Origin of the sequence: Nitrincola sp. A-D6 (assembly GCF_000764495.1) — a bacterium.
Lineage (GTDB): Bacteria > Pseudomonadota > Gammaproteobacteria > Pseudomonadales > Balneatricaceae > Nitrincola.
Window position 1 is genome coordinate 1 of record NZ_JRLB01000076.1, and the last position, 22,210, is coordinate 22,210.

At 49.1% G+C, this 22,210-nt stretch carries 18 protein-coding genes and 4 pseudogenes; 6 read left to right on the forward strand and 16 right to left on the reverse strand.

From position 1 onward, the window contains the following. Nucleotides 1-137: 137 nt before the first annotated feature. The 9 genes and pseudogenes from cas2e to LH51_RS12315 all read right to left on the reverse strand — a co-directional run bounded on the left by cas2e (nt 138) and on the right by LH51_RS12315 (nt 10,569). Nucleotides 138-433 (reverse strand): annotated as a pseudogene (gene cas2e, locus LH51_RS12270) (type I-E CRISPR-associated endoribonuclease Cas2e). Continuing rightward, complete coding sequence (gene cas1e, locus LH51_RS12275) at nt 393-1,355, reverse strand: type I-E CRISPR-associated endonuclease Cas1e (protein WP_235263705.1); 963 nt, start codon at nt 1,353-1,355, stop codon at nt 393-395. Before cas1e ends, cas2e begins: the two are co-directional and overlap by 41 nt. Nucleotides 1,356-1,377: 22 nt before the next feature. Then, nucleotides 1,378-2,079, reverse strand: coding sequence for a type I-E CRISPR-associated protein Cas6/Cse3/CasE (cas6e, locus tag LH51_RS12280; protein WP_036522521.1), 702 nt, complete (start codon nt 2,077-2,079; stop codon nt 1,378-1,380). Nucleotides 2,080-2,083: 4 nt separating this feature from the next. Beyond that, a complete protein-coding gene (gene cas5e / locus LH51_RS12285; protein WP_036522522.1) occupies nt 2,084-2,827 on the reverse strand; it encodes a type I-E CRISPR-associated protein Cas5/CasD in 744 nt (247 codons plus the stop codon). Between the two features lie 11 nt (nt 2,828-2,838). Then, complete coding sequence (gene cas7e / locus LH51_RS12290) at nt 2,839-3,873, reverse strand: type I-E CRISPR-associated protein Cas7/Cse4/CasC (protein ID WP_036522523.1); 1,035 nt, start codon at nt 3,871-3,873, stop codon at nt 2,839-2,841. Nucleotides 3,874-3,899: 26 nt separating this feature from the next. Then, nucleotides 3,900-4,508, reverse strand: a complete 609-nt coding sequence (gene casB, locus LH51_RS12295) for a type I-E CRISPR-associated protein Cse2/CasB (protein WP_036522529.1) — start codon at nt 4,506-4,508, stop codon at nt 3,900-3,902. Between the two features lie 8 nt (nt 4,509-4,516). Further along, nucleotides 4,517-6,123, reverse strand: a pseudogene (casA, locus tag LH51_RS12300) (type I-E CRISPR-associated protein Cse1/CasA). Nucleotides 6,124-6,885: 762 nt separating this feature from the next. Then, on the reverse strand, nt 6,886-9,579 hold the full coding sequence (locus LH51_RS12310; protein ID WP_036522543.1) for a CRISPR-associated helicase/endonuclease Cas3: 2,694 nt from the start codon (nt 9,577-9,579) through the stop codon (nt 6,886-6,888). 165 nt (nt 9,580-9,744) lie between these two features. Next, nucleotides 9,745-10,569 carry a helix-turn-helix transcriptional regulator gene (locus LH51_RS12315; RefSeq protein WP_036522531.1) on the reverse strand — a complete coding sequence of 275 codons (825 nt, stop codon included), beginning with the start codon at nt 10,567-10,569 and terminating at the stop codon, nt 9,745-9,747. A gap of 146 nt (nt 10,570-10,715) precedes the next feature. Here LH51_RS12315 and LH51_RS12320 point away from each other — a divergent pair, with 146 nt between their 5' ends. The 3 genes from LH51_RS12320 (at nt 10,716) to LH51_RS12330 (ending at nt 12,077) form a co-directional block, all read left to right on the forward strand. After that, a complete protein-coding gene (locus LH51_RS12320; RefSeq protein WP_036522533.1) occupies nt 10,716-11,033 on the forward strand; it encodes a class I SAM-dependent methyltransferase in 318 nt (105 codons plus the stop codon). Nucleotides 11,034-11,041: 8 nt separating this feature from the next. Next, nucleotides 11,042-11,413, forward strand: coding sequence for a class I SAM-dependent methyltransferase (locus tag LH51_RS12325; RefSeq protein ID WP_268746568.1), 372 nt, complete (start codon nt 11,042-11,044; stop codon nt 11,411-11,413). A 76-nt stretch (nt 11,414-11,489) separates the two neighbouring features. Next, entirely contained in the window at nt 11,490-12,077 is a 588-nt protein-coding gene (locus LH51_RS12330) for a YecA/YgfB family protein (protein WP_052063741.1), read from the forward strand. Nucleotides 12,078-12,319: 242 nt separating this feature from the next. On the opposite strand, the gene LH51_RS12335 is transcribed toward LH51_RS12330, so the two are convergent. Together LH51_RS12335 and LH51_RS24805 are read right to left on the reverse strand one after the other, a co-directional pair. Then, a complete protein-coding gene (locus LH51_RS12335; RefSeq protein WP_052063742.1) occupies nt 12,320-12,793 on the reverse strand; it encodes a glycine zipper 2TM domain-containing protein in 474 nt (157 codons plus the stop codon). 106 nt (nt 12,794-12,899) lie between these two features. Continuing rightward, a pseudogene (locus LH51_RS24805) lies at nt 12,900-14,562 on the reverse strand (ABC transporter ATP-binding protein). 235 nt (nt 14,563-14,797) lie between these two features. Between LH51_RS24805 and aroA the strand changes: the two are divergent. Continuing rightward, nucleotides 14,798-16,090: a 3-phosphoshikimate 1-carboxyvinyltransferase gene (gene aroA, locus LH51_RS12345; protein WP_036522536.1), complete on the forward strand. Its 1,293-nt coding sequence runs from the start codon at nt 14,798-14,800 to the stop codon at nt 16,088-16,090. A gap of 167 nt (nt 16,091-16,257) precedes the next feature. On the opposite strand, the gene LH51_RS12350 is transcribed toward aroA, so the two are convergent. Both LH51_RS12350 and LH51_RS12355 read right to left on the reverse strand, forming a co-directional pair. After that, a complete protein-coding gene (locus LH51_RS12350; protein WP_036522537.1) occupies nt 16,258-17,187 on the reverse strand; it encodes an electron transfer flavoprotein subunit alpha/FixB family protein in 930 nt (309 codons plus the stop codon). Beyond that, nucleotides 17,187-17,936, reverse strand: a complete 750-nt coding sequence (locus LH51_RS12355; protein WP_036522539.1) for an electron transfer flavoprotein subunit beta/FixA family protein — start codon at nt 17,934-17,936, stop codon at nt 17,187-17,189. The genes LH51_RS12350 and LH51_RS12355 overlap by 1 nt, the downstream gene beginning before the upstream one ends. A gap of 356 nt (nt 17,937-18,292) precedes the next feature. On the opposite strand from LH51_RS12355, the pseudogene LH51_RS12360 reads away from it, so the two are divergent. Further along, nucleotides 18,293-19,926: pseudogene (locus LH51_RS12360) on the forward strand (electron transfer flavoprotein-ubiquinone oxidoreductase). A gap of 78 nt (nt 19,927-20,004) precedes the next feature. Here the strand turns inward: LH51_RS12360 and LH51_RS23635 are convergent. The 3 genes from LH51_RS23635 to LH51_RS23645 are packed head-to-tail and all read right to left on the reverse strand — an operon-like array spanning nt 20,005 to nt 21,472. Continuing rightward, nucleotides 20,005-20,580 carry a CHAD domain-containing protein gene (locus LH51_RS23635; RefSeq protein WP_052063743.1) on the reverse strand — a complete coding sequence of 192 codons (576 nt, stop codon included), beginning with the start codon at nt 20,578-20,580 and terminating at the stop codon, nt 20,005-20,007. Continuing rightward, nucleotides 20,580-21,158, reverse strand: coding sequence for a CYTH domain-containing protein (locus LH51_RS23640; RefSeq protein WP_052063744.1), 579 nt, complete (start codon nt 21,156-21,158; stop codon nt 20,580-20,582). Before LH51_RS23640 ends, LH51_RS23635 begins: the two co-directional genes overlap by 1 nt. A gap of 14 nt (nt 21,159-21,172) precedes the next feature. Next, nucleotides 21,173-21,472: a CYTH domain-containing protein gene (locus tag LH51_RS23645; RefSeq protein ID WP_052063745.1), complete on the reverse strand. Its 300-nt coding sequence runs from the start codon at nt 21,470-21,472 to the stop codon at nt 21,173-21,175. Between the two features lie 161 nt (nt 21,473-21,633). On the opposite strand from LH51_RS23645, the gene LH51_RS12370 reads away from it, so the two are divergent. Continuing rightward, the gene (locus LH51_RS12370) at nt 21,634-22,104 is read left to right on the forward strand and encodes a Dps family protein (RefSeq protein ID WP_036522541.1); all 471 of its coding nucleotides are present in this window, start codon (nt 21,634-21,636) and stop codon (nt 22,102-22,104) included. Nucleotides 22,105-22,210: the final 106 nt, after the last annotated feature.

The window sequence follows — 22,210 nt, forward strand, 5'->3', positions numbered from 1 at the left end:
TGAAGCCCAGCTGACATTCCGGTTAATCCCCGTGCCTACGGGGAACAGACTAAAAGTATATAATTGATTTACAGTAGAAAAAAGCACCTACATTTTTCTACCAAATATTCCACATTGTTAAAGAGCGTTATCAAGCCCTAACTTTCATTTTCAAGTGGTAAAAACGTGACCAGTCTTAAACCATCAAAATCAACAGGTTCACGTCTATTCTGACCATAGGTAATAAAGTCAAAGCCAGACTCTGTGTTGGTTGCCCAGGCCATTACAGCATTACCATCTTCAGCCATGCTGATACCTGTTCCCATAGCATTTCTCTGACTCGTTTACTCACATCACCAACATAGACGCCTGCTCTGACTTCCAGCAGCCATATTGCTAAACGGCCTCTCAACCTAGGGGGTATCGCTTCGGTCACGATCATGCACATACTCATGTTCAACCACTCCTATGACCAGCATCACCGATTGATGCGGCTCAGGTAGTGCTGGAGGTTGTGCATCTGGATAGGGCTCCGGAGGGGTGATGTCTCCGGCAGCCAGCACCTCTTCAATCATTGGTATTAATCGCTTCAAGGTTTTATCTGTACGGAAAATTTCACGGCATGCGATACGTATCTCGCGTTCTGGTGCCACTGGAGACTTGGCAGCAATACGAAAAGCGAGAGGGATGACGGTTTCGAATTTAATGATATCGGCGATATCGTAAACAAAACTGAGGGGCTTACCTGTATGGACAAACCCAATTGCAGGCGCATATCCTGCGGCTAGAACAGCCGCTTCTGTAATGCCGTACAAACAGGCTGTTGCAGCACTAATGCACTGATTGATGGTATCTCCTGCATCCCAGTTTTTAGGATCGTAGCTACGACCACTCCATCGCACCCCATACTGCTGAGCAAACTTCTGATAAGTCTGACGAACCCTCGCTCCCTCAAGACCACGGAGTTGATCAACACTACGTCGCTTGGGCGCCTCTTCACCAAAGCGAAGCTCAAACATTTTCCTCACAACTTTCAGTCGAAGTTGTTCATCAAGAGCGAGTTTTGCCTGATAAAGCAATTTGTCTGATCGTGCACCACCTGGCTGGCCAGCTGAGTAAAAGCGAACACCTCCATCGCCAACCCAAGTGATCAAGGTGCCCACTTCAGCCGCCAGCTTCATCGCGGCATGAGAAATACGAGTTCCCGGTTCCAGCATCAAACAAGCAAGTGAGCCAACCGGAATATGCATCCGCTCACCCTTCACCTCATCAATCACAACAAAGGCACCATCTTTTACATCGATGCGCCCCATACCAATAAAAATCATCGAATTTCGATCTTTCAGCGGTATGGGCTTTAGGGGTATAAATGACATTCCCTCGCCCTCCCTATAATTGTTAAACTCGGCGGATTAGCATAAGCCCACACCCGAATGACTTAGCCCGACCAATTCCTGCTGTCAGTTGAGACAGGAAGATTTCTGGATCCCTTATCGTCAATATTCCCTCATAGTCCACACTGGAGTAGCTGATGGGCTGGCGCTCTGTTTTCTTATAGGTACGCTGCTGACTGTACCCACAGAAATTAGGTTCAATATCAAAGTCAATTCCCAAACGTTCCAGTCGGGCTGGCGCCGTAAGCCAATCAATAGCTGCACGCTCCATTCGCTGCTGAATTGCAGCAGGATTCTTTTCGCCATCAAGTTTGGCCTGAGTTTTAGCATGCATCAACACATCATGCCGCCCTCCCCGTTTTTGGTCTGGGACTTTCGACTTCAGCGCGATTGTCGGATTTGCCCTTAAACGAAACCCAAGGCGATCACCCGAACTGAGCTGAGGTTTAAATAGCTTACTCTCAATCTGGAACAGCTGTTCTTGGCAGATTGGTTCTATTTCTGAGAGCACTAAAAACTCAGGTAGCCCCTTGGGGCCATTAAACCCCTTGCTCTGTTCCTCCCGAAACAAAAAATTGCGCTCACTCTGATCTGTAAATAGCCGCCAGAGGAGTTGATGACTGGCATAGCTACCTTGTTGCTGAATCTTCAGTAGTGCAGCTCTGGCTGATGAGGTTGGTAAAAAACGGACTCTGGACAGATACATTCACTCACTCCTTGTTAATGGTGATTTGATGCTCATCACGACTATTGAACTGCCACTTCATACGGTTACCCGGTTCATCCCAACGTTGCAGGGTTCGAACCACCGACTTTGAAGGTGGATGTATCTGCTTTTTATCTCCTTGCCAGTAATAATGCTGCTGACGTGCTAGATGCAGCCAAGATTGATCATCTTGAGGCGAATTCAGTAAAGAAGGGAACTCCAGATCAAGTGCATTCTGCAAAGAGTCTGTTTCGATCAACTGTGGCATCAAGGGTGCCGCCAGTGGGCAGGATTTCCGGCCCAAATAAAGGGTAAATTTTGGTTTTTCTAAAGAGTCAGATAAGGATTGCAAATCCATTTCATGGCCAAGGGCCGATGATATGGCAACCACCCAAACACCATCACAACGATAATCACGACTGGAGAGCACGGTATTGAGTTTACTTTCATGTACGCTCAATTCACTTTTCCGATGCCTGTGTTGAATTTTCTTATCATGAGAGGGTACCTGGGCCGTATGATAATCCCTCATCAATACACCCGCACTGTACTGTTTGACCGCTATCTGAACTGAACTTGCCAACCTGGAAAGTTGATCCTGCTCGTCTCGCTTTATTCCCATAGCTGCCGCAAGCAAACCCAGAATAGCCGCGCGTCCGGGATACTGTGCCGTTGGCCGATCACCTCCGACAGCCGCCTCACCCCAACTGGCCATAGGCCCATAGAGTCTGAATACAAGATATTGCATCACTTAACTCCTCAGTCGGTGATAAACGTCTGCAGTGCCTGAAAACTTCCTTCGCCTGTCGTTGCGTTCATGCTGCAGCGATGATCAGAACAGGCACCATAGACCTGGTCAAAATTATTCAACTGCGCTTCCAGTCTCTGAATCGCTTCGGCAGCCTGATCTTCGCCTCTAATGGGCTTCAGGAAAGCGACGGATAAAGAGCGAGGTTGCTGACTGCCTTTTTCAGCCAATACATAGCTGGCATAGGCTCTGGATGCAAAAGAGTTTTGCTTTCCTTTGGGTGGAACTTTGACAGCGGCTTCGGCAAGCGCGGCTATTGCTTTATTGGCCAGTTCTACATCACCATCCAGATTTTCGATAAGCAGTTCTTTATCAATACAGATATAACTATAAAAAAGTGCGGCAGCGAAACCAGACTCGCCGATATGTGATGCTCCCCTGTCCTCCATGCCATCATTCAGATCATCCACAGCCGTAAAATAATCATCTTCGACAGTAACTCCATGCACGCTGATCGCATGTGCAACCTGACAAGCCGCTTCAATATTAAACTCTGGACTGGACGCCAGCATACGACCAAACAATGCAATATCCACAGCCTTAGTGCGGCTCGTGAGTAACCCCAACTCTTTCTCATCAGGCGCCCGATCTTCTGTTATCAGTTGATCCAGCAGTTGATAAGCAGCCTGTTGTTCATCAGGGCTAATATGCGACAGCTGTTCAATCTCTAACGAATCTTTTTTCATTTTTCCAAATTGTTTTGCTATCGCTTCACACCATTGTTTTGCTTTTTTCTCATCCACCCCTTTTTCAAGCAGGTAGTGATACAACTCCAAACCAAAGCGCTTGGTTCTGATACCAATATGCCCTGCCATAGATGACTCAAACAGGTCAGAACAACGCCAGTTACGCTTCAAACTCTGTGAACTGATACGAAGACGCTCCGCGCCACCCATACGCGCTGTTTTTGGACGTCCTAGATCATCCCGGTTCAAGTTTGATGGCGGGAAAAAGGTCAAAAGGTGAAGCTGAATAAATTTACTCATGATATTTTCCTTAATAGATCAGTAGATTAATCTGCAGTTGATTGTGAAGCTTTGCGAGACTGTGCCCCAAAGTAATCTAGCGCCCAGCGCACTGCGACGCGTTTATCCGCTCGGCGTGTCGTCGCGTGACCATAGTGCTCATCAAACCAGTCCAGAATATCGCTGGCCAATTCACGAGGATTAGCAACTCCCTTAAGCTGCTTGACCAGTCGGTGTAGTCGTCGAAAAAAAACATCGGGGCCTTTTGCGCCTTGGAGTTGTTGCAACCTGAGTTCACTGACAACAGGCTTATCTGTTTTGGTGTCGATGCTGCCAAGGCTTGCAGCGAAACGCTTTGTATCAGACTTGGTGATATGAGACAGGACAGCTGCGATAGTGGCATAGGCCTGGATGTTGTACTGCTTTTCCTGACTAATTTCTTCCGGCAGGTGCAGCCACAAATCGCGAAACGCTTCGGTCAACATAGCCGCATCGGCATTTTCACAACGTTTAAGCTCAGCACGATAACGTGTCGGCGCTTTCCGCAGATTTTTTGCTTTGAGTTCCTCTTGGGAAAGTGCCATCTGCATCCACCAGCGTTCCACAACCGATAGCGCTTTTTCCCGACGCTCTTTCTTTTCAGTAGTGCTACTCATATTCAAGCCTACTGCACTGTTTGAGTTTCAAAATCTGTCTCGATCTGATACTGCTGCCTGTACGCAACAACCGGCTTGCCTTTGAAAAACCATCCTGTTAGCGCACGTCTGGCCTTGATAAAACGGGGCATATGCTTATGATCATCGGCAGCGGACAACACCAACTGATCAAACAGATCAAGCGCTGTACCACGCAAGGCTAGCAGCCAGCGCTGTGCTTGTTCGGGTGCTAAGGGGGCAGCGGAATCTTCAGCGGTTAGCAGCACACTCATGGTCTCAAAGAACGCTCTTTCGGTGCGCTGCCAGAATTGCAGATCGATAAAACTGAAATCGCCCTTAGCATCGCCTGGCTTTTCAAACCAAGCTGTCTTTATTTCTGTCCGACAGATCCAAAGAGACTCTGAGGCAAGTTGTTGCGCTGTTTTAATATGCTTGAGTAATTGATCTCGCTTACGCGGGGGCAGGACAAATAAAGGCAATTCGGTAGAGTACCAACCACGTGCTTTCATATTGTCCATGTCATAACCGAAGGACCATAGACGCTGATACTGTGGCCCCTGTATCAAGTCATACCGACCTTCTCCATAGACAGATACAACTCTGGCCGGGATATTACCTTCAACCGGATCCAAAAAGCTCAGGCTGTGCCATTGTTTATAGGTGATACCGCCAGGCTGCCCTTTGGTGGAAAGATTATCTTCATCCGGCTTTTTCGGATTTTTGCGATAGTGAGTCAAAGGATGCCACCACTCACCGCTATAGTTGTAACCATAGTTCTGAGTGCGATATTCACGTACAAACACATCGCAGGGCAAACCACAAAGGTCACATACAGCCTCACCTCGCTCTATAACCAAACGAATACGCCGAGGCATCGCCCAGTACAGATGTAACGGATGGACATCCTTGGCATAGACCTCTGTTCCACTTCCCTTACTTTGACGTGTCGGTGCTAACCAAGGAAACACGGACGCACTATGCAAATCAGGATCGTCATAGGTAAACAACTCACGGCTCAGAACATTCAACCAGAGTTTTTGCCACAAACTGGCAGATGCATCATCAGGCAAAACCAGAGTGGTCAGTGGGCCACCACCTCTGAGCCCGGTACGGTGCCCCTGTCCACCTGCGGGTGCATTGATCTGAAGAGTGAATAAGGCAATGGCCGCCATCGGCAATGACGCCCTATCGCAGAGGCCACGTTTGATAAAGTGATCCGTGTTATGTTTGAGCGTATTTCCACCGGGTGCTTCAATCAGCAGCCCGGAGAGTGGAGAAGCTTCCACCTCGGCTAAAAGATCGAAATCCTGCATAAACAATGGAGCATCTGGCGCATCGGTGAGCATATTAAAAGCATGGCGAGCTTTCTCCAACTGAGTAAGCAGTTCTTCGGATGTCGGGGCTGATCATAATAGTCACCCCAAGCATCCTCATCTTCTGGTGCCACTAGAGATTGCAGAACGCCAATAGCAAACTGATAAGCGGCTCCTTGGAAGTCTGCACGAGGAAAATCAAAGTCGAGAATATCGGAATCTCTCAGCTTGTCGAAAGAGACTATGCTGCGGCTACCATCGCTATAGCGAACGGGCAACCAAGCGTCGAAAAGTAGATTCATCTGTCCTCCTGTACAGAAGAACTGGCGGGGATTTTTTCCCGCCAGTTGGTTTATTTAGACTTAGGAACCTTAATAGGCCAAGCCTTAAGACCGAACTGTCTGGCATCCAATAGTTTGCCAGATTTTAAGCTACTAACTCGTATGACATGCTTTAGCGCAATGGTAACAACCATTGATACGTTGACCTGGCCACCTACGTTTTGCTTCAGCAACAGCCAATTGGCATGACACATGAGAACCAAGATCAACTTGATTCGCAGGGCTAGGCATAAAAGAACAGCCTGTGGTTGCGTTATGTACTTCGTGATCACCGTTAGCTTGCGCATTACGGTTAACAATATATCTACTCATGGCGATATCCTCTTTAAATTGAGCACTCACTGAAATTAATTTAACAACAGTGAAGACTTTCATCTGACTTATTTACAAGCTGTGGCTCAACCAAGTAATATCAACGTTGTCACACGAGAGCGCACTTGGGGTGAAGACGCCTCATTTACGCTTCACCATAAAACCACAACATCATCATATGGTTATTTATTAACCAATTCAATAAAAAACAAGTAATGGTCTCCTAGACCTGAAATATACTATCAAGGCTACATTTAGTAGTTCTCTATTGAACTACTAACGAGCACGGTTGCCGATAAGACGCTTCACCACTATGCTAGGCCTTGTTCTTCGCCTTCTAGCGGAGATTAACCCTAATGATCTCCAAGATCCGTTAGTAGAAACGACCGTTCCCCGCACCAGCGGGGACTTTTATGCAAACCCAATATCAGCACTATAGGTGTACTGGGGATCATCCTCAGCCAGCCACAAACGATAGTATTTAGACTGCCGATAGCACAGCCTAAATGCTTCAGCAGACTCAGGGTCCACTGCTTCTAACAGCTGCAACTTATCAGCATGATGCTTCGGCAATTTAAGAACACTCATGGCCAGCGGATACGGATAAACTTCAGCCCAGAACACTACGCCACCATCCACACCACGTTTAAGCACCAACACCTCGACTGTTTCAATATCACTGAAGCGGGTGCTAATGTCAGTGTCATCATCAAACCATTGTGCTGTTCTCGATGCGCCATAACCCTGCCCCCAATCAATTAACTGCTGTGAGGCTTTATTGGTTTTACGATTGATATCGCCCTGATGTAAGTCTTCTAACTGCTGGAGAGCGGTCGGAATATTGTCGTAGGCCTCATCGCCATATACCGCCTCAATCAACACTCTAGCCTCACTTGGCATACGGATGGCACCAGCCTCACGCAGCGCTTGCATACCCAACCAGAGCCTTCCCGGTGATCGATAAACAGCTTGCGTATTCCGAAACCCACTCTTCAGCCAATTCTCGCTCGGAGTTTCCGACCACTCGGGTGCGTGAACATACAGCACAGGCGCATCACGCTGATCTGTCATGTTCGGCTGATATTGCCCATCACGTGTTCGTGTATGACGATGCAGACGCCCCGCACGCTGAATCAGATCATCTATCGGACAAATGTCTGACAGCATCACGTCAGCATCGGCATCTAAAGATTCCTGAAATACCTGAGTTGAGACCACGACCCTCCCTCGCCGCTGAGCGGGACTGGATTTTTTCCCAAGACAGTCCAGCACGTCATTTTCAATACGCTGCCGGTCTAGTAAGGTAAAACGACTATGGAACAACAAACAGCGCTCTGGTTCAGGAACAACAGCCAAGACCTGTTGGTAAGCTTCAAGTGCATCAGAGACAGAGTTACAAATCCACACCACGCATTGATCAGACGCCAGGGCTTTCTGAATAACATCCAGACAACCTTCAACAGACGATAGAAACTGCACCTCAAGCGATCTACTCACCTCGGGGCGTGAAGCAACTACTTGCTGCTTTACCCCACTCATACTGACTTGCGTAGCCAGAGGAAAACCTGTTTCGTACTCCGTTTCACTCTGCTCCCAACCCAATGTTTGTAACCAACGATTACATAACCGCTGACGCTGACGAATTGGCAGGGTTGCTGTCAATAGAATGGCACAGCCTCCTTGGCGCACATGAAGTGCCAGAAGATCGTACAAAAGCTCCAACATGAACTCATCCGCCGCATGCACCTCATCAAAAATCAGGACTTTCCTGTGCAAACCAATCATTCGCAAAGCCTGGTGACGACGTGGCAGAACAGCCAGCAATGCCTGATCCACCGTACCGACTCCAACAGGTGCCAATAAGGCTTTCTTACGGGAATCCGCAAACCATTGGTTACACGAAGCTGTAGCGCTGGACTCAGCACTCTGATAATCAACATCTGGCCTGGTTTCTGCGATGACCATCTCACGAAAATGCTGATGCATATCTCTTGCACCATGCGCAAGCACTAGGCTGGGCTTACGTTGCTGAAACATCGTCAGATAATGTTGGCTGATACGCTCAAACATCGCATTGGAGGTCGCCATAGACGGAAGACCAAAGTAAAAACCATCGGCCAGCCCTTCCGACATCAGACGCTGAGTCAAACAAAGTGCCGCTTCGGTTTTACCAGCCCCCGTTACATCTTCAAGGATAAACAACTGCGGTCCCGACTCGATCTCCACACTCGCAGACCAGCGCTGCAAAGGGGTAGGCGAGTAGCTAAATTGCTGCTCAAAACTTGAAAAGGGCTGCACGGCATAGGTATTAAAAAGATCCGTCTGCTGTATTGCCGTTTGTGCTTTTTGAAGGGCTTCAGGCCAATACGACGAGAGTGTTTTTTTATCAGAGCAATAGGGAAAATAGCTGGTATTGGAGCCTAACCAGTCGCATAGCACGGCAAGCCCAGCCAAGTGCCAACTCACCTGTTTCAGCCGAGAAAGCGTTTCTTTTTCAAATAGCTGTGATGGCCAATTTAACTCAACAAGCTGACTGGCATCCTGAATAAATAAAACGGCATCATGGACATTCTTTTCAACCCAATAGTCTTCAAGGTCAATGGTTCTACCATGCAAGATCGGCTTACCATGATGTCCCCAGCTACAATCCAATAAAGCTTCCAGGGTTTTATTCAAAATTCGAGTATTAATTTCACTATTAGTAAGAAGGTTAAGATTAAGCAGCCCCTCATCGTAAGCCTGTTTCCAAATTCCCCACCCCAACCGATCATGTCGAGCCAACTTACCATCATACGGCTTTGCCGATTTCAGAGGAGGAAGGTTCAATTTTTCAAGAGGATAAAGATTCTGAAATGCGGCTGGGAATTTACCGATATCGTGCAGAATGAGTAAGAAAGTAAAAATAGACCTCAGCTCAGACGCCGTGATACCAATAAAATTTGCCAAATCCTGACACAGACTCGACTGCTCGTTCAGCAGGTGCCAACCAACAGCCGCCACGTCTAGACTATGGTAAACAAGCAAATGAAAGTCGGGATCGGAGCACTCAGATTCCTTGCTGACCTTACCCCAGTAATCGAAGTACCCCAAACTATTTATTTTCATTTCAATCACTGTCTCCACAAGAGTCGATGTGACTCATTCACAAATTAACCACCCCCTGTAAATCAAACTAATCTGATCACCCCCCACCCACAACCCCTGTCCAAATAACCAGTAAACTCCCTTTACACATCCACCACCCAAACACCCCCAACAACCACGCAACCGCTAAAAAAGCCACTCAGATATGTCATCTTTGTTGACCAGCACCAGTTGCTGCGCTTTCGGGTCGGGGTCCAGCATTTTGATGCCGACCTGCATTTCCTGGATCAGATACTGAATCAGGCAGGCTCGGGTGGTGATGCGCAGCTCACCGTTTTGCATCTGATAGTCAATTTCGAACACTTCCTTTTGAGCGGGTGTGAGTCTAGGGTCAGGCGCAAAAACCACCTCTACCAGAGTGTGCCAGGCGTGGTCGTCTTCGCCGGTTTTATTCGACACATGCTCCAGTTCAGGCACACCGCGAAAGCGACTGAGTACGAAGTCGCGGTATTCCTGACTTTTTTCGCACCAGGCTCTGAGGTGCCAGCGCAGGCCGGTTTTTACAAAGCTGTGGGGGACAAGGATTCGGCCTTCCCGGTCGGGGTTGGTTAGGGAGACGTAGTCTACTTCCAGGGCGCGGTGTTCACGTATCGCCTGGACCAGTTGGCGCATCATTTCAGGCTGGATATGGCGGGGAGGTAGTGAAACAGCGTCGTAAGGGAGGTGCACACTCAAGCCTAGCGTGCCGGTATGGCGGGTGGCCCATTCGAGGTATTCGGCCACATCATTTTTCAGGTATAGAGGATTGAAGGTTTCGGTGGGCTGGTAAGCTTTTTGGTGGGTATTGTAGATAAGGCTATCGGGCTGAAGGGCCAAGTAAAGTTTAATACTCTTGCTGGCCGACTGACGAGTGATGTGGAATTCTCGTATCAGGTCTGAGGTGTTCACCCGTCCTTCCCACCAGGCCAGTAGCTCAATTAACCAATATCGCTGTTGCTCCGGAGTATTCACACTGACTTCCTTATATCCATGTGCTTTTCGTCGAGTCTAATGTAACTTTTCCACAAAATCGACAGGGCCTTTAGACTAACAATAGACGACTGCAAACGTTAAACTTGACACCTACATTAGCCATGACGAATACAGGATCATAACGCATGTCCACTCTTGAAAACACGCAGGCTTATTTGCAACGTCATCATGGTGGCGACGGCGTGCTGGCAGCCAAACGCACGCTGGAAAGCCATCAGCGTAATCACGATGCACTGTTTCAGGCATTCTGGAATCAGCACGTCAGTCTGAACTCAGATGCTGAGTGTCATCTGATCGATCTCGGTTGTGGACCGGGGCTGTTTCTGAAGGATCTGCAGCAGCATTACCCGAATGCCAATCTGACCGGTATCGAGTGTGCGCCCTATATGCTTGATCACATGGATACACTACCCAATACCATTCAGATTCAGGTGCTGATCTGAATCTGGATCTGCCGGAGCTATTTGCGGCTAACAGTGTGGATGTGGCACTGGCCAATCGTCTGATTCATGAGTTGCACCAGCCTGTCAGCCTGTTTCGCAACCTGTATCGCTGGCTGAAACCGGGCGGAGTATTTATTCTGGTGGATATGGTGCGTCAACCGCTAAAAAGCTATCTGACACATGAATTCAAGGGTGCTACATTAACTGATATGACTCTGTCAGATGCACGGTTGCTGGATACGTTTCAGCATTTTCTGGAGCACAACCGCTACCATAGTCAGGATCTGTGTGATCTGTTGACTATGTGTGGCTTTGAGTTACTGGCATCGGAACCTATCCGGAGTGGTCGGGCGGTACAGATTGCCGTGCGGAAACCCTGATTGGCAAGATGAAACCGTATCAACTGAGCCGCTTTACAGGTTAGAATAGCGCGATACGATAACGGGGACTATACAGATGACTGCAGCCAGCACAGGTTTGATCACAGAAGCTGAACTTGACCAGCTAGAAGCTTTTCTTTTTTCATCCGCTGTATCTGAGGATGCCTTGGATTTAATTGGAACGCACGGTCTGTTGTGTGCGGTGAATATCAGCCCGGTGAAAGTACCTGATCAGGAATGGCTGGATCTGCTGTTCGATTCGGAACCCAAGTGGGAGTCTGATGCGCAGAAAGCAGAGATTATTGGCCTGCTACGCAAGCTTAATCACACCATCGGCCACGATCTGTATAACGATCAGGAAACGCTGTTGCCCTGTGAGCTGACCCTGGATACAGATGAAGACGAAGATGAAGACACCACTGAACTGACCATCTGGGCGCAGTCCTTTATGGAAGGCGTGTTCATGCGTGAAGAGGAGTGGTTCGGTGATGATGAGGAAACTGTCGCCGGTATGCTCTTGCCGATCATGGTGGCATCTGAACTATTTGATGACACAGAAATTCTGGAGATTCGCCAGGATCGTGCGTTAAGCGAAGAGATGGCCGAACAGATTCCGGAATTGCTGGTGGATTTGTTTCTGTATTATCACGCACCGGATAAGTGATTTATCGCTCGGAAAGATTTATCGCCAGGTAAGATCTATCGCCCGCAGAGCGGGCTCCCACAAAAAGTGCTGAATTTATTCGCCTGCATTATTCGCCCGGAGACCGGGCTCCCACAAAAGCACCCTGTAGGGGCCCGGTCTCCGGGCGAATGAATTGATCCCCTTAATGAATTGATACCCTTTAGGAGCCCGGTCTCCAGGCGATTCGCTCGCGGAGCGAGCTCCTACACAGAGACAATAGATTAATAGGTTACCCGCATAGTGCTACCCTGTCCCAGAACGCGGACACGATCGCCGGGACTGAAGACCTGATTTTGATCCACTTCCTGTACCACAGAAACGGCTGAGCCGTTATCCAGACGTACGGTAATCTCAACACCCTGACGGCGACTGGTAGCTTCTTCAACACGTTGACCGGCTATACCACCAGCCACGGCACCCAGCACAGTTGCTATCTGTTGACCTGATCCACCCCCTATCTGATTACCCAACACGCCACCCACAACAGCACCTGTACCGGCACCCACTACACCATCGGTACGCCCTTCAATAATAATTGGCACCACCGACTCTACACGACCTGTCTGTACTGACTGGGCCTGACGGGCTTCTCCACGGCTATAACTGGTTCCGGTTAAGGTAGATTGCGCACAACCGCTGACCAGTACCGCACCGCTGAGCAGGATCGTCAAATAGGCTACTGATTTTTTACTCATAACAATTCTCCTTTAAGAACATAAACTGCTCCCAATATGCTAATAATAGACTATTTTACAGGGACTAAACTGAATGGTGCATGAGCGACAGCATATTTTATCTTACTCAAGCCTGCTGACTGGTGCCGTAAAGTTTTCTGTACAGCCCAGGCTGTTGCAACAACTGCTCATGACTGCCCTGTTCCGCTATTTGACCATCTTCAAACACATACACTTTATCCGCCTGCTTCACAGCACTGAGCCTATGCGCCACAATAATGGTGGTTCGGTTTTGTAAAAAGGCTTTCATGGCTTGATGTAACCGTGACTCGGTAGCTGTATCCAGAGCCGACGTAGCTTCATCCAGAATCACTACAGCCGGATCACTAAGCACCATCCGCGCAATGGCCAATCGCTGCCGCTGCCCACCGGATAACCGCACACCCTGACGACCAACTAAGGTATCCAACTGATCAGACAGCTCCTGGCGTACAAAGTTTTCAAGCTGAGCTACCTTGAGCGCCTGCCAGCATTGCTCATCAGTAAAATCATGCCCCATCAACAGATTATCACGTACTGTGCCATTGAATAGCGCGGGTTGCTGCAACACCGTTGCCACTTTTTCTCTGACTCGGGGATAGCCGATTTCACTCACGGATACACCATTAAAACGTACATCGCCTTGATCGGTGGATAGAGCCCCAACAGCACCTGAATAAGGTTGATTTGCCCCCGCCACTCGCGCCCACCAAGGCCACTTTTGAGCCTGCCGGAATATGCAGTGAAATCCCGCGTAACACTTCCTGACCAGGGCCATAGCTGAAATGAATATTTTCCAGATCAATACTGACACTGGTTTGAGCTTTGAAAGGGTCGGCAAGCGCTGGATAGCGGGGCTCCTCTTTAAGCTCAATCAAGCGATTAACCCGGGCCAATGCCGCTTTGGCACCAAACCAGGCATATTGAATACCGAGTATTTCCTGTACGGGTCCCATCATGAACCATAGATAGCCAAACACCGCCATCATCTGTCCGACCGACAGATCAGAAAACAGCACCATCAACATGGCCACCGAACGGAACAGATCAAAACCTATCAAAAACACCAGAAAACTGAAGCGATTTGCAGCATCCGACTGCCATTCGAAACGACTGGAATGATCCCTGACATCACGCGCACTGTTCACCAGTCTCATCAGATAGTGCTGTTCACGGTTACTCGCCCGTATCTGCTGAATCGCATCCAGGGTTTCTGTCAACGCACCCTGAAATATCTCGTAAGACAGGTTTTCCTGCTTTTTAAGATCCTTAACCCGCTTGCCAATCAACATGGTCAGCCAGATTACAAAGGGGTTCAAAAGCAGAATAAACAGCGCCAACTGCCAGTGCATCCACAGTAAAATAATCGCCGTACCCAGTATCGACAGAAGCGCGACCAGCAAACGACTGATTGAGCTACCCACAAAGCGGTCAACCGTATCCAGATCGGTGACGAAATGGGATGCAACCCGGCCACTGCCCAGTGTTTCATATTCAGCCATAGAGATACGCTGCATATGACCCAGCAAAGAGGCGCGAATTCGAAAAATCAGGTCTTTAGAAATAATGGTGAACTGACGGGCCTGCCAGACATTCAGCAAAATGGCGCTAATACGTAACAAAATTGTTAACGCAAACACCGAAAAAATATACAAGGCCGGGCCCTGCCACTCCACAGGAAACACACGGTTTACTGCCGCTACTATACTGGCAGGCTGATCCAGCAATACTTCATCTACCAGTAACGGCATCAGGAGCGGAACAGGCACAGCTGCCACAGCAGCCAGTACAGCAATCACGTTGGCCAGAATCAATTCACGGCGATGGGTCAAGGCCACACGCCAGATTGACTGCCAGGTATAGATTGAGGAAGGTCCTTCTGACACCTTTTACTCCTTTGGTTGCATCACTAGGGTTAAGATCTCGCCCCATCGAATAAATAATGGTAGTTTATGCGCTTTCCAGAAACCAATCAGACTGAAAATAATGGATAGCCTGACTCTTAATCCGCTTGGCCACGCTGAAGGCGAGGTACAACTTCCGGGCTCAAAAAGCCTGTCGAATCGTTTGCTGTTACTGGCAGCCCTGGCGGAAGGTGAAACTCACATCACCAACCTGCTGGACAGCGATGATGTTAAGCACATGCTTAACGCACTAAAGCTGTTAGGTGTTGACTATCAACTGTCTGACGACCGCCGCCGCTGTACTGTCAAAGGTACGGGCAAGCCCTTTAGTACAGATCAGGCTATTGAATTATTCCTCGGCAATGCCGGTACAGCCATGCGCCCGCTCTGCGCGGCACTGTGTCTGGGGCGTGGTGATTTTACCCTGACCGGTGAGCCACGCATGTCGGAGCGTCCGATTCGTGACCTGGTGGATGCCTTGCGCCCACTCGGTGCCGAGGTTACCTATTTACAGGATGAGGGCTACCCACCACTGACGCTGCATGCCAACGGGCTCAGAGGGGGCCGCGTGAGCATTCGCGGCAATATCTCCAGCCAGTTTCTGACCGCCTTGTTAATGGCTGCACCCCTGGCAGAAAATGATCTGATCATTGATGTTGAAGGGGAACTGGTCTCCAAACCCTACATCGATATTACGCTGCACAGTATGCAACTTTTCGGCGTTAAAGTCGAGAATGAGAATTATAAGCGTTTTACTATCAAAGCTGGTCAGACCTACCTTTCTCCAGGTGAAATAATGGTTGAAGGAGACGCCTCTTCCGCCTCCTATTTCCTCGCTGCGGCCGCTATCGCTGGTGGTACTGTCCGAGTTTATGGGGTTGGCTCGGATAGTGTTCAAGGCGACAAAGCCTTCGCTGAAGTACTGGCTCAGATGGGCGCGAAGGTCAACTACGGCCCTACCTGGATAGAAGTCACTCGCGGCAATTCTCTTAAGGGAATAGATATCGACCTGAACGCCATACCGGATGCGGCAATGACCATCGCCACCACCGCGCTGTTTGCCGATGGCCCGACAGCGATTCGCAATGTGTATAACTGGCGGGTGAAAGAAACCGATCGCCTGAGTGCCATGGCGACTGAACTGCGTAAAGTCGGCGCTGAAGTCGTTGAAGGGGAAGATTATATCGAAATCATCCCCCCTGCCCGCTTAACCTCAGCGGCCATCGACACCTACGATGACCACCGCATGGCGATGTGCTTTTCCCTGGCGGCTTTTGGCGATGTACCCATCACCATTAACGACCCAGGCTGTACCCGTAAAACTTTTCCGGAGTATTTTGATCTGTTTCGGGCTATCACAAAAATACGAGGGTAAAGCGGGCTTTATAGAAATTCGCGCCGTGAGATAGCACTAGGGTTTAGAGGGGTGGTGGTATCGCTTTGCTGTGACCGTCTGCCGCCAGGGAAGGCGGCAGTCGAGCGAATCAGGGATGATGAAAGCGTGTCACAGAAAAGTGATACCACCACCCCATGAGTCCACAATCAGAGCGCTTTTTCCAACTCTGGTACTGCATCAAACAGATCAGCTACCAGACCATAATCAGCAACCTGGAAGATCGGCGCGTCTTCATCTTTATTGATGGCAACGATCACCTTGGAGTCTTTCATACCCGCCAGATGCTGGATGGCACCGGAAAGGCCCACTGCAATATACAGTTCAGGTGCTACAACCTTACCGGTCTGACCTATCTGATAGTCATTGGCAACAAAGCCAGCGTCCACAGCGGCACGGGTTGCACCAACAGCGCCGCCGAGTTTATCAGCCAGGGTTTCGAGCATTTCAAAATGCGCCTTGTCGCCCATACCACGACCACCAGAAATAATGATCTTGGCGGTAGTCAGTTCAGGGCGATCAGACTGTGCCAGCTCTTCAGAAACCAAGCGGCTCAAGCCAGTATCCGTCACCTGAGACAGGCTCTCGACACTCGCTGATCCACCTTCGGTAGCCGCCGGATCAAATGACGTACCACGCACAGTGATCACTTTAACCGCATCCAGAGACTGTACCGTTGCAATCGCATTACCGGCATAAATAGGACGCTTGAAGGTATCTGCAGACTCTACCGACATGATTTCGGAAATCTGCCCTACATCCAGCAGTGCCGCAACACGTGGCATGAAGTTTTTACCATTCGTGGTCGCTGGTGCCAGAATATGGCTGTAGTCAGCGGCAATTTCCTTGACTAGTGCAGCAACGTTTTCGGCAATTTCATGGTCATATACAGCATTATCAGCCAACAGAACCTTACGCACACCTGGTACTTTCGCAGCGGCATCAGCCGCGGCAGCGCAGCCATTACCCACTACCAGCAGATCAATATCACCACCGATTTGTGTAGCTGCCGTAACGGTAGACAGGGTGGCGGATTTCAACACGGCATTGTCATGTTCAGCAATCAGTAAAATAGCCATCAGATCACCTTCGCTTCGTTTTTCAGTTTATCGACCAGCTCAGCGACGCTGGCTACCTTAATACCTGCCTGGCGTTCAGCCGGTGGCTCGACTTTAAGCAGTTTGGTGTTGGCTTTCACTTCAACGCCATAATCTTCCGGTGCTTTAGTGTCCAACGGTTTTTTCTTGGCTTTCATAATATTCGGAAGCGAGGCATAACGTGGCTCGTTCAAACGCAGATCCACGGTGAGAATCGCAGGCAGTTTAACAGCCAGAGTCTGCAAGCCGCCGTCGATTTCGCGAACCACCTGAGCTTCAGTGTCACTCAGTTCCAAGCCTGAAATAAACGTACCCTGAGACATACCCGTTAAAGCCGCCAGCATCTGGCCAGTCTGGTTATTGTCTGTATCAATGGACTGTTTACCCATGATCACAAGGCCAGGCTGTTCTTCTTCAACAATTTTTGCCAGAATTTTCGCCACTGTCAGCGATTCCAGAGCCTCTTCAGACTTGACCAGAATCGCACGATCTGCACCCATCGCCAGAGCCGTACGCAGCTGTTCCTGCGCATTCTGCGGGCCCATGGACACGACAATCACTTCAGATGCCTTACCGGCTTCCTTCAATCTTACAGCTTGCTCAACAGCGATTTCACAAAATGGGTTGACTGCCATTTTGACATTTTTTAAATCGACATCCGTGTTATCCGCTTTGACACGCACTTTCACGTTGTAGTCGATCACACGCTTGACCGTAACTAATACCTTCATTTTATTTATTTCCTTCAGTTTTACCGATCTGAATCCACCTCGGACTATAGCAGAAATCGCTATCAGCACCATAACTGTGAGGCGATAAGAAAATTTTATCTACTAGGGGTTTTCACTTATACTACAGATCATCAATTAGCCACACAACTAGGGTAAACTGGTTAAATACCTCTGTCAGTGACATTATTTTGCTGCAGCGCAAATATTTATTGTACTGGATGCAACCAAATACTGACAAAAAAGGGCATACTGAGAGTATCAATTGTTGAAAGTGTTCTAAAGTTTGAACACCCTGTAAGGCTATAATAACCTGTCTGAAAATAATATAAGGAGCCAGAACTGTGGAACGTGAATCGATGGAGTTTGATGTCGTCATCGTCGGTGCAGGTGTCACCGGTTTATCGGCGGCCTGCCGCCTGATGCAAAAAGCTCAGGAGCAAGAGCAGGAACTGACGGTCTGTGTGGTAGAAAAAGGATCTGAGGTTGGCGCGCACATTCTCTCTGGTGCCGTTATGGAAACCCGCGCGCTGGACGAACTTTTTCCCGACTGGCAGGAACGCGAAGCACCGATTACCTGCAAAGTCACCAGTGAAGATACCTTTTTACTGCTAAACGAAACCAAAGGCATTAAGCTGCCTGGATTCGCGGTTCCAAAGCCGATGCACAACAAGGGCAATTACATTGTCAGCTTGGCTAATGTTACCCGCTGGATGGGTGAGCAAGCTGAAGCCCTGGGTGTGGAAATTTTTCCTGGCTTCCCTGCCTCCGAAATTCTTTACCATGAAGATGGAAGTGTTAAGGGTATTGCGACCGGTGATATGGGCGTAGGTGCCGATGGTGTACCCAAGGACAGCTACACTCAGGGCATGGAGTTGCATGCCAAATACACCCTGTTCACCGAAGGTGTCCGCGGCCATTTGGGGAAACAACTGCTTGAGCGGTTTGAACTGGATAAAGACAAAGATCCCCAGCACTATGCCATAGGTATCAAGGAGCTTTGGGATATAGATCCAGCCAAGAGCAAGCCAGGTTTAGTGGTGCACGGTTCCGGCTGGCCGCTAACGGATGGTGCCAGCGGTGGTTTCTTCCTCTACCACGATGAAGGCAATCAAGTGGAAGTTGGCCTGATTGTTGACCTTAACTACTCCAACCCCTGGCTTAGCCCTTTCGATGAGTTTCAGCGTTTCAAGCATCATCCGGAAGTTAAACAGTACCTGGAAGGTGGCACCCGTGTGTCTTACGGCGCACGTGCCATCACCAAAGGCGGTCTGAACTGCCTGCCAAAAATGACTATGCCCGGTGCATTTATACTCGGCTGTAATGCCGGCACACTGAACTTCGCGAAAATCAAAGGCATTCACACCGGCATGAAGTCTGGCATGCTGGCGGCAGAAGTGATTGCGGATGCGCTTAAAGCGGGTGATGAAGGCCGCAAGGATCTGACTCAGTTCGCACAGGCTTATCAGGATTCCTGGTTACATGACGAACTCTATCGGGGTCGTAATTTTGGCCCGGCGATGCATAAATACGGTACATTCCTGGGTGGCACATTCAATTTTATCGACCAGAATATTTTTGCCGGTAAAATTCCGCTGACCCTGCACGATACGCATAAAGATCATGAGATGCTCAAGCCTGCGCTGATTCCAAAAAACTGGAATACATTAAGCCTGACGGTAAGTTGTCATTTGATAAGCTGTCGTCGGTGTACCTGTCCAATGCCAGTCATGAAGAGGATCAGCCTTGCCACTTGCGCCTGACCGATCCGGAACTACCCATTCGTGACAACCTGCCAAAATATGGCGAACCGGCACAACGTTATTGTCCAGCCGGTGTGTATGAAGTTATTGAAGAAAGCAGCGGACCCAGGTTCCAGATCAACTTCTCTAACTGTGTTCACTGCAAGACCTGTGATATCAAGGATCCGGCACAAAACATCACTTGGGTAACGCCCGAAGGTGGTGGCGGCCCTAACTATCCGAATATGTAAGAGGATCATCCTCTAACATAGTTGGGCTGCTGCATTTTAACCTGTTTACAGATGCAGCAGCCCTGTTTTACCTACAAGTCACTTCAATGCCAGCAACGCAACCTTGCGCTGTTCTTCCAGTCTGGCACTTTGTAAGCCCGCCATATAGGCCTGCGCTGTCTGCAGGTGTGTATCCGCTGACGTCAGCCCGGTCAGTATCCGGCCTGCCATCGCCATATCATTCACCTGACCCAGAGCACGCACCGCGGTCAATACAGCATCATACTCAGGCAAGGTTTTACTGGCCGGCAGCATAGTCATAAAAAACTCCAGCGCGTAGCGCAGCGGCTTCAAGGCGATACGAAGCTGATGCAGATCATCCACCTCGCCTTTAAGTGCTTTACGGTAACGTTTGTGAACACGCTTGCGTAAGGAGTTCAGTTGCTGTTTAACAAATGATTTTAAAGTTTCCTTTTCATGTTCAGGCGCTTCCAGCGCATGTAGCTCGGTCACCAGCAGCAGAATTAAACGCCCCTGCTGCTGTAAATCCGGATGGGACATCAAGGCATCCCGCGCCAGATCCCGTTGTTTCATCACCAGTTGATGCAACTCGGGAAAGTGCCAATGATCTGTTTCAGGATAAAGCCGTAATGCCGGCAATAACTCATCACTCATTACATCCAGATCCCGTACTTCAGAAAAAATCCGGGCGTTGTCAGCAGGGTTTTATTCCAGTGCACGAACCAGTCTTGTGGCAAAATCGGCTTGAACAAGCGCAACAGCGCCCTTATCCGGCGCTGACTAATACGTAATTGATGTACAAATTCCGGATCATCACTAGCCGCCGCGCCACTGACATTGCCCTGCCACTGCGCAATACACGCAAACGCCAGTGCTTTAAAAGCGGCCAGTGGTGTTTGTTGCTTACTCAACAACACCCCAGGCATTTTCACCGGTTGTTCTGTTTCACCATTAAATAGCTTATAGCCCCGCTCTGCTTTAGATATATCACTAGGTAGCAAAGGCAGGTTATCCGCCAGCTCAACCGCCAGATGCAACAACTCTTCCGGCTGACCAGACACCAATTCAAGCTCCAGTTCACATAGCGCCAACTTGTTCCCATGTGCAAGAATATCGCCCTGATCTATCATCAACAGCACTTCAGCCCCTGAATCCATTTTCAGAAACAGTGTTTCGCGGTTAAACAGTGTCGTAAATACAGGTTGCAGATGTGGCTGAAGCTTCTGCAGCATTTTCCGCACCGGCTTCAACTCCACATCAGTAAAGTCGAACTCACCCGTATAGGCTTTTCCCACTCAGGGCGCTGACTCAATCCGCCCACCGAAACTGAAGCACATTTAACCGTTTGTAGCCAGATATCACCCTGTTGACGGGTTCGCAACGCCACTCGCTGCTGATGCAACTGCAGGTCAGAGGTATCAAAATAGGTATTATCCAGCGTTTTAACCGGCCCCACCGGCTCGGCAATGCGCAGCAACGGGTGAGCCCGTAAAGCCGGCACATATTGCACTGGCAATGACAGCTTCAGTTCCGTTTCCTTTCCCATACAGCCTCCGGTACTCGTACATAGAATATAGATTGACTATCAGGAGTATAGTCTTAAATCATTGTGATATATCGGCATTCATTCAAAATTCACGCTAAACTGTTAATATAGATACAGCAGTCAGATGACTGGAAACAAGACAACCTGTTAAGGAGTAATATATGACCAACATGGATATCGGTATTAACAAAGCGGACCGTGAAACCATCGCCGAAAGCCTGAAATATTTGCTGGCTGATACTTACACGCTATACCTGCAAACACATAACTTCCACTGGAATGTGACTGGCCCGCAATTCCGCGAACTGCACCTGATGTTTGAAGAGCACTATAACGAACTGGCCATTGCGGTAGATGATATTGCTGAACGCATCCGTACTTTGGATGTTGCCGCACCTGGCACCTATAAAGAGTTTGTACGTTTAAGCAACATCAAAGAAGTCGATGGCGTACCACCAGCAAAAGAGATGGTAGACATCCTCACCCAGAGCCATGAAACTGTTGTCAGAACCTGCCGTGATGTTCTTAAACATGCCCAAGGTGCTGATGATGAATCCACCGCCGCACTGGCATCTGATCGAATGCGTGCGCATGAAAAAACAGCCTGGATGCTGCGGGTATTGAACAAGTAGGAGCCCAGTCTCTGGGCGATTGGTTCGCTCGCAGAGCGAGCTCCTACACAGGTGTTTTATTGTGGGAGCTCGGTCTGTGGGAGCTCGGTCTGTAGGAGCTCGGTCC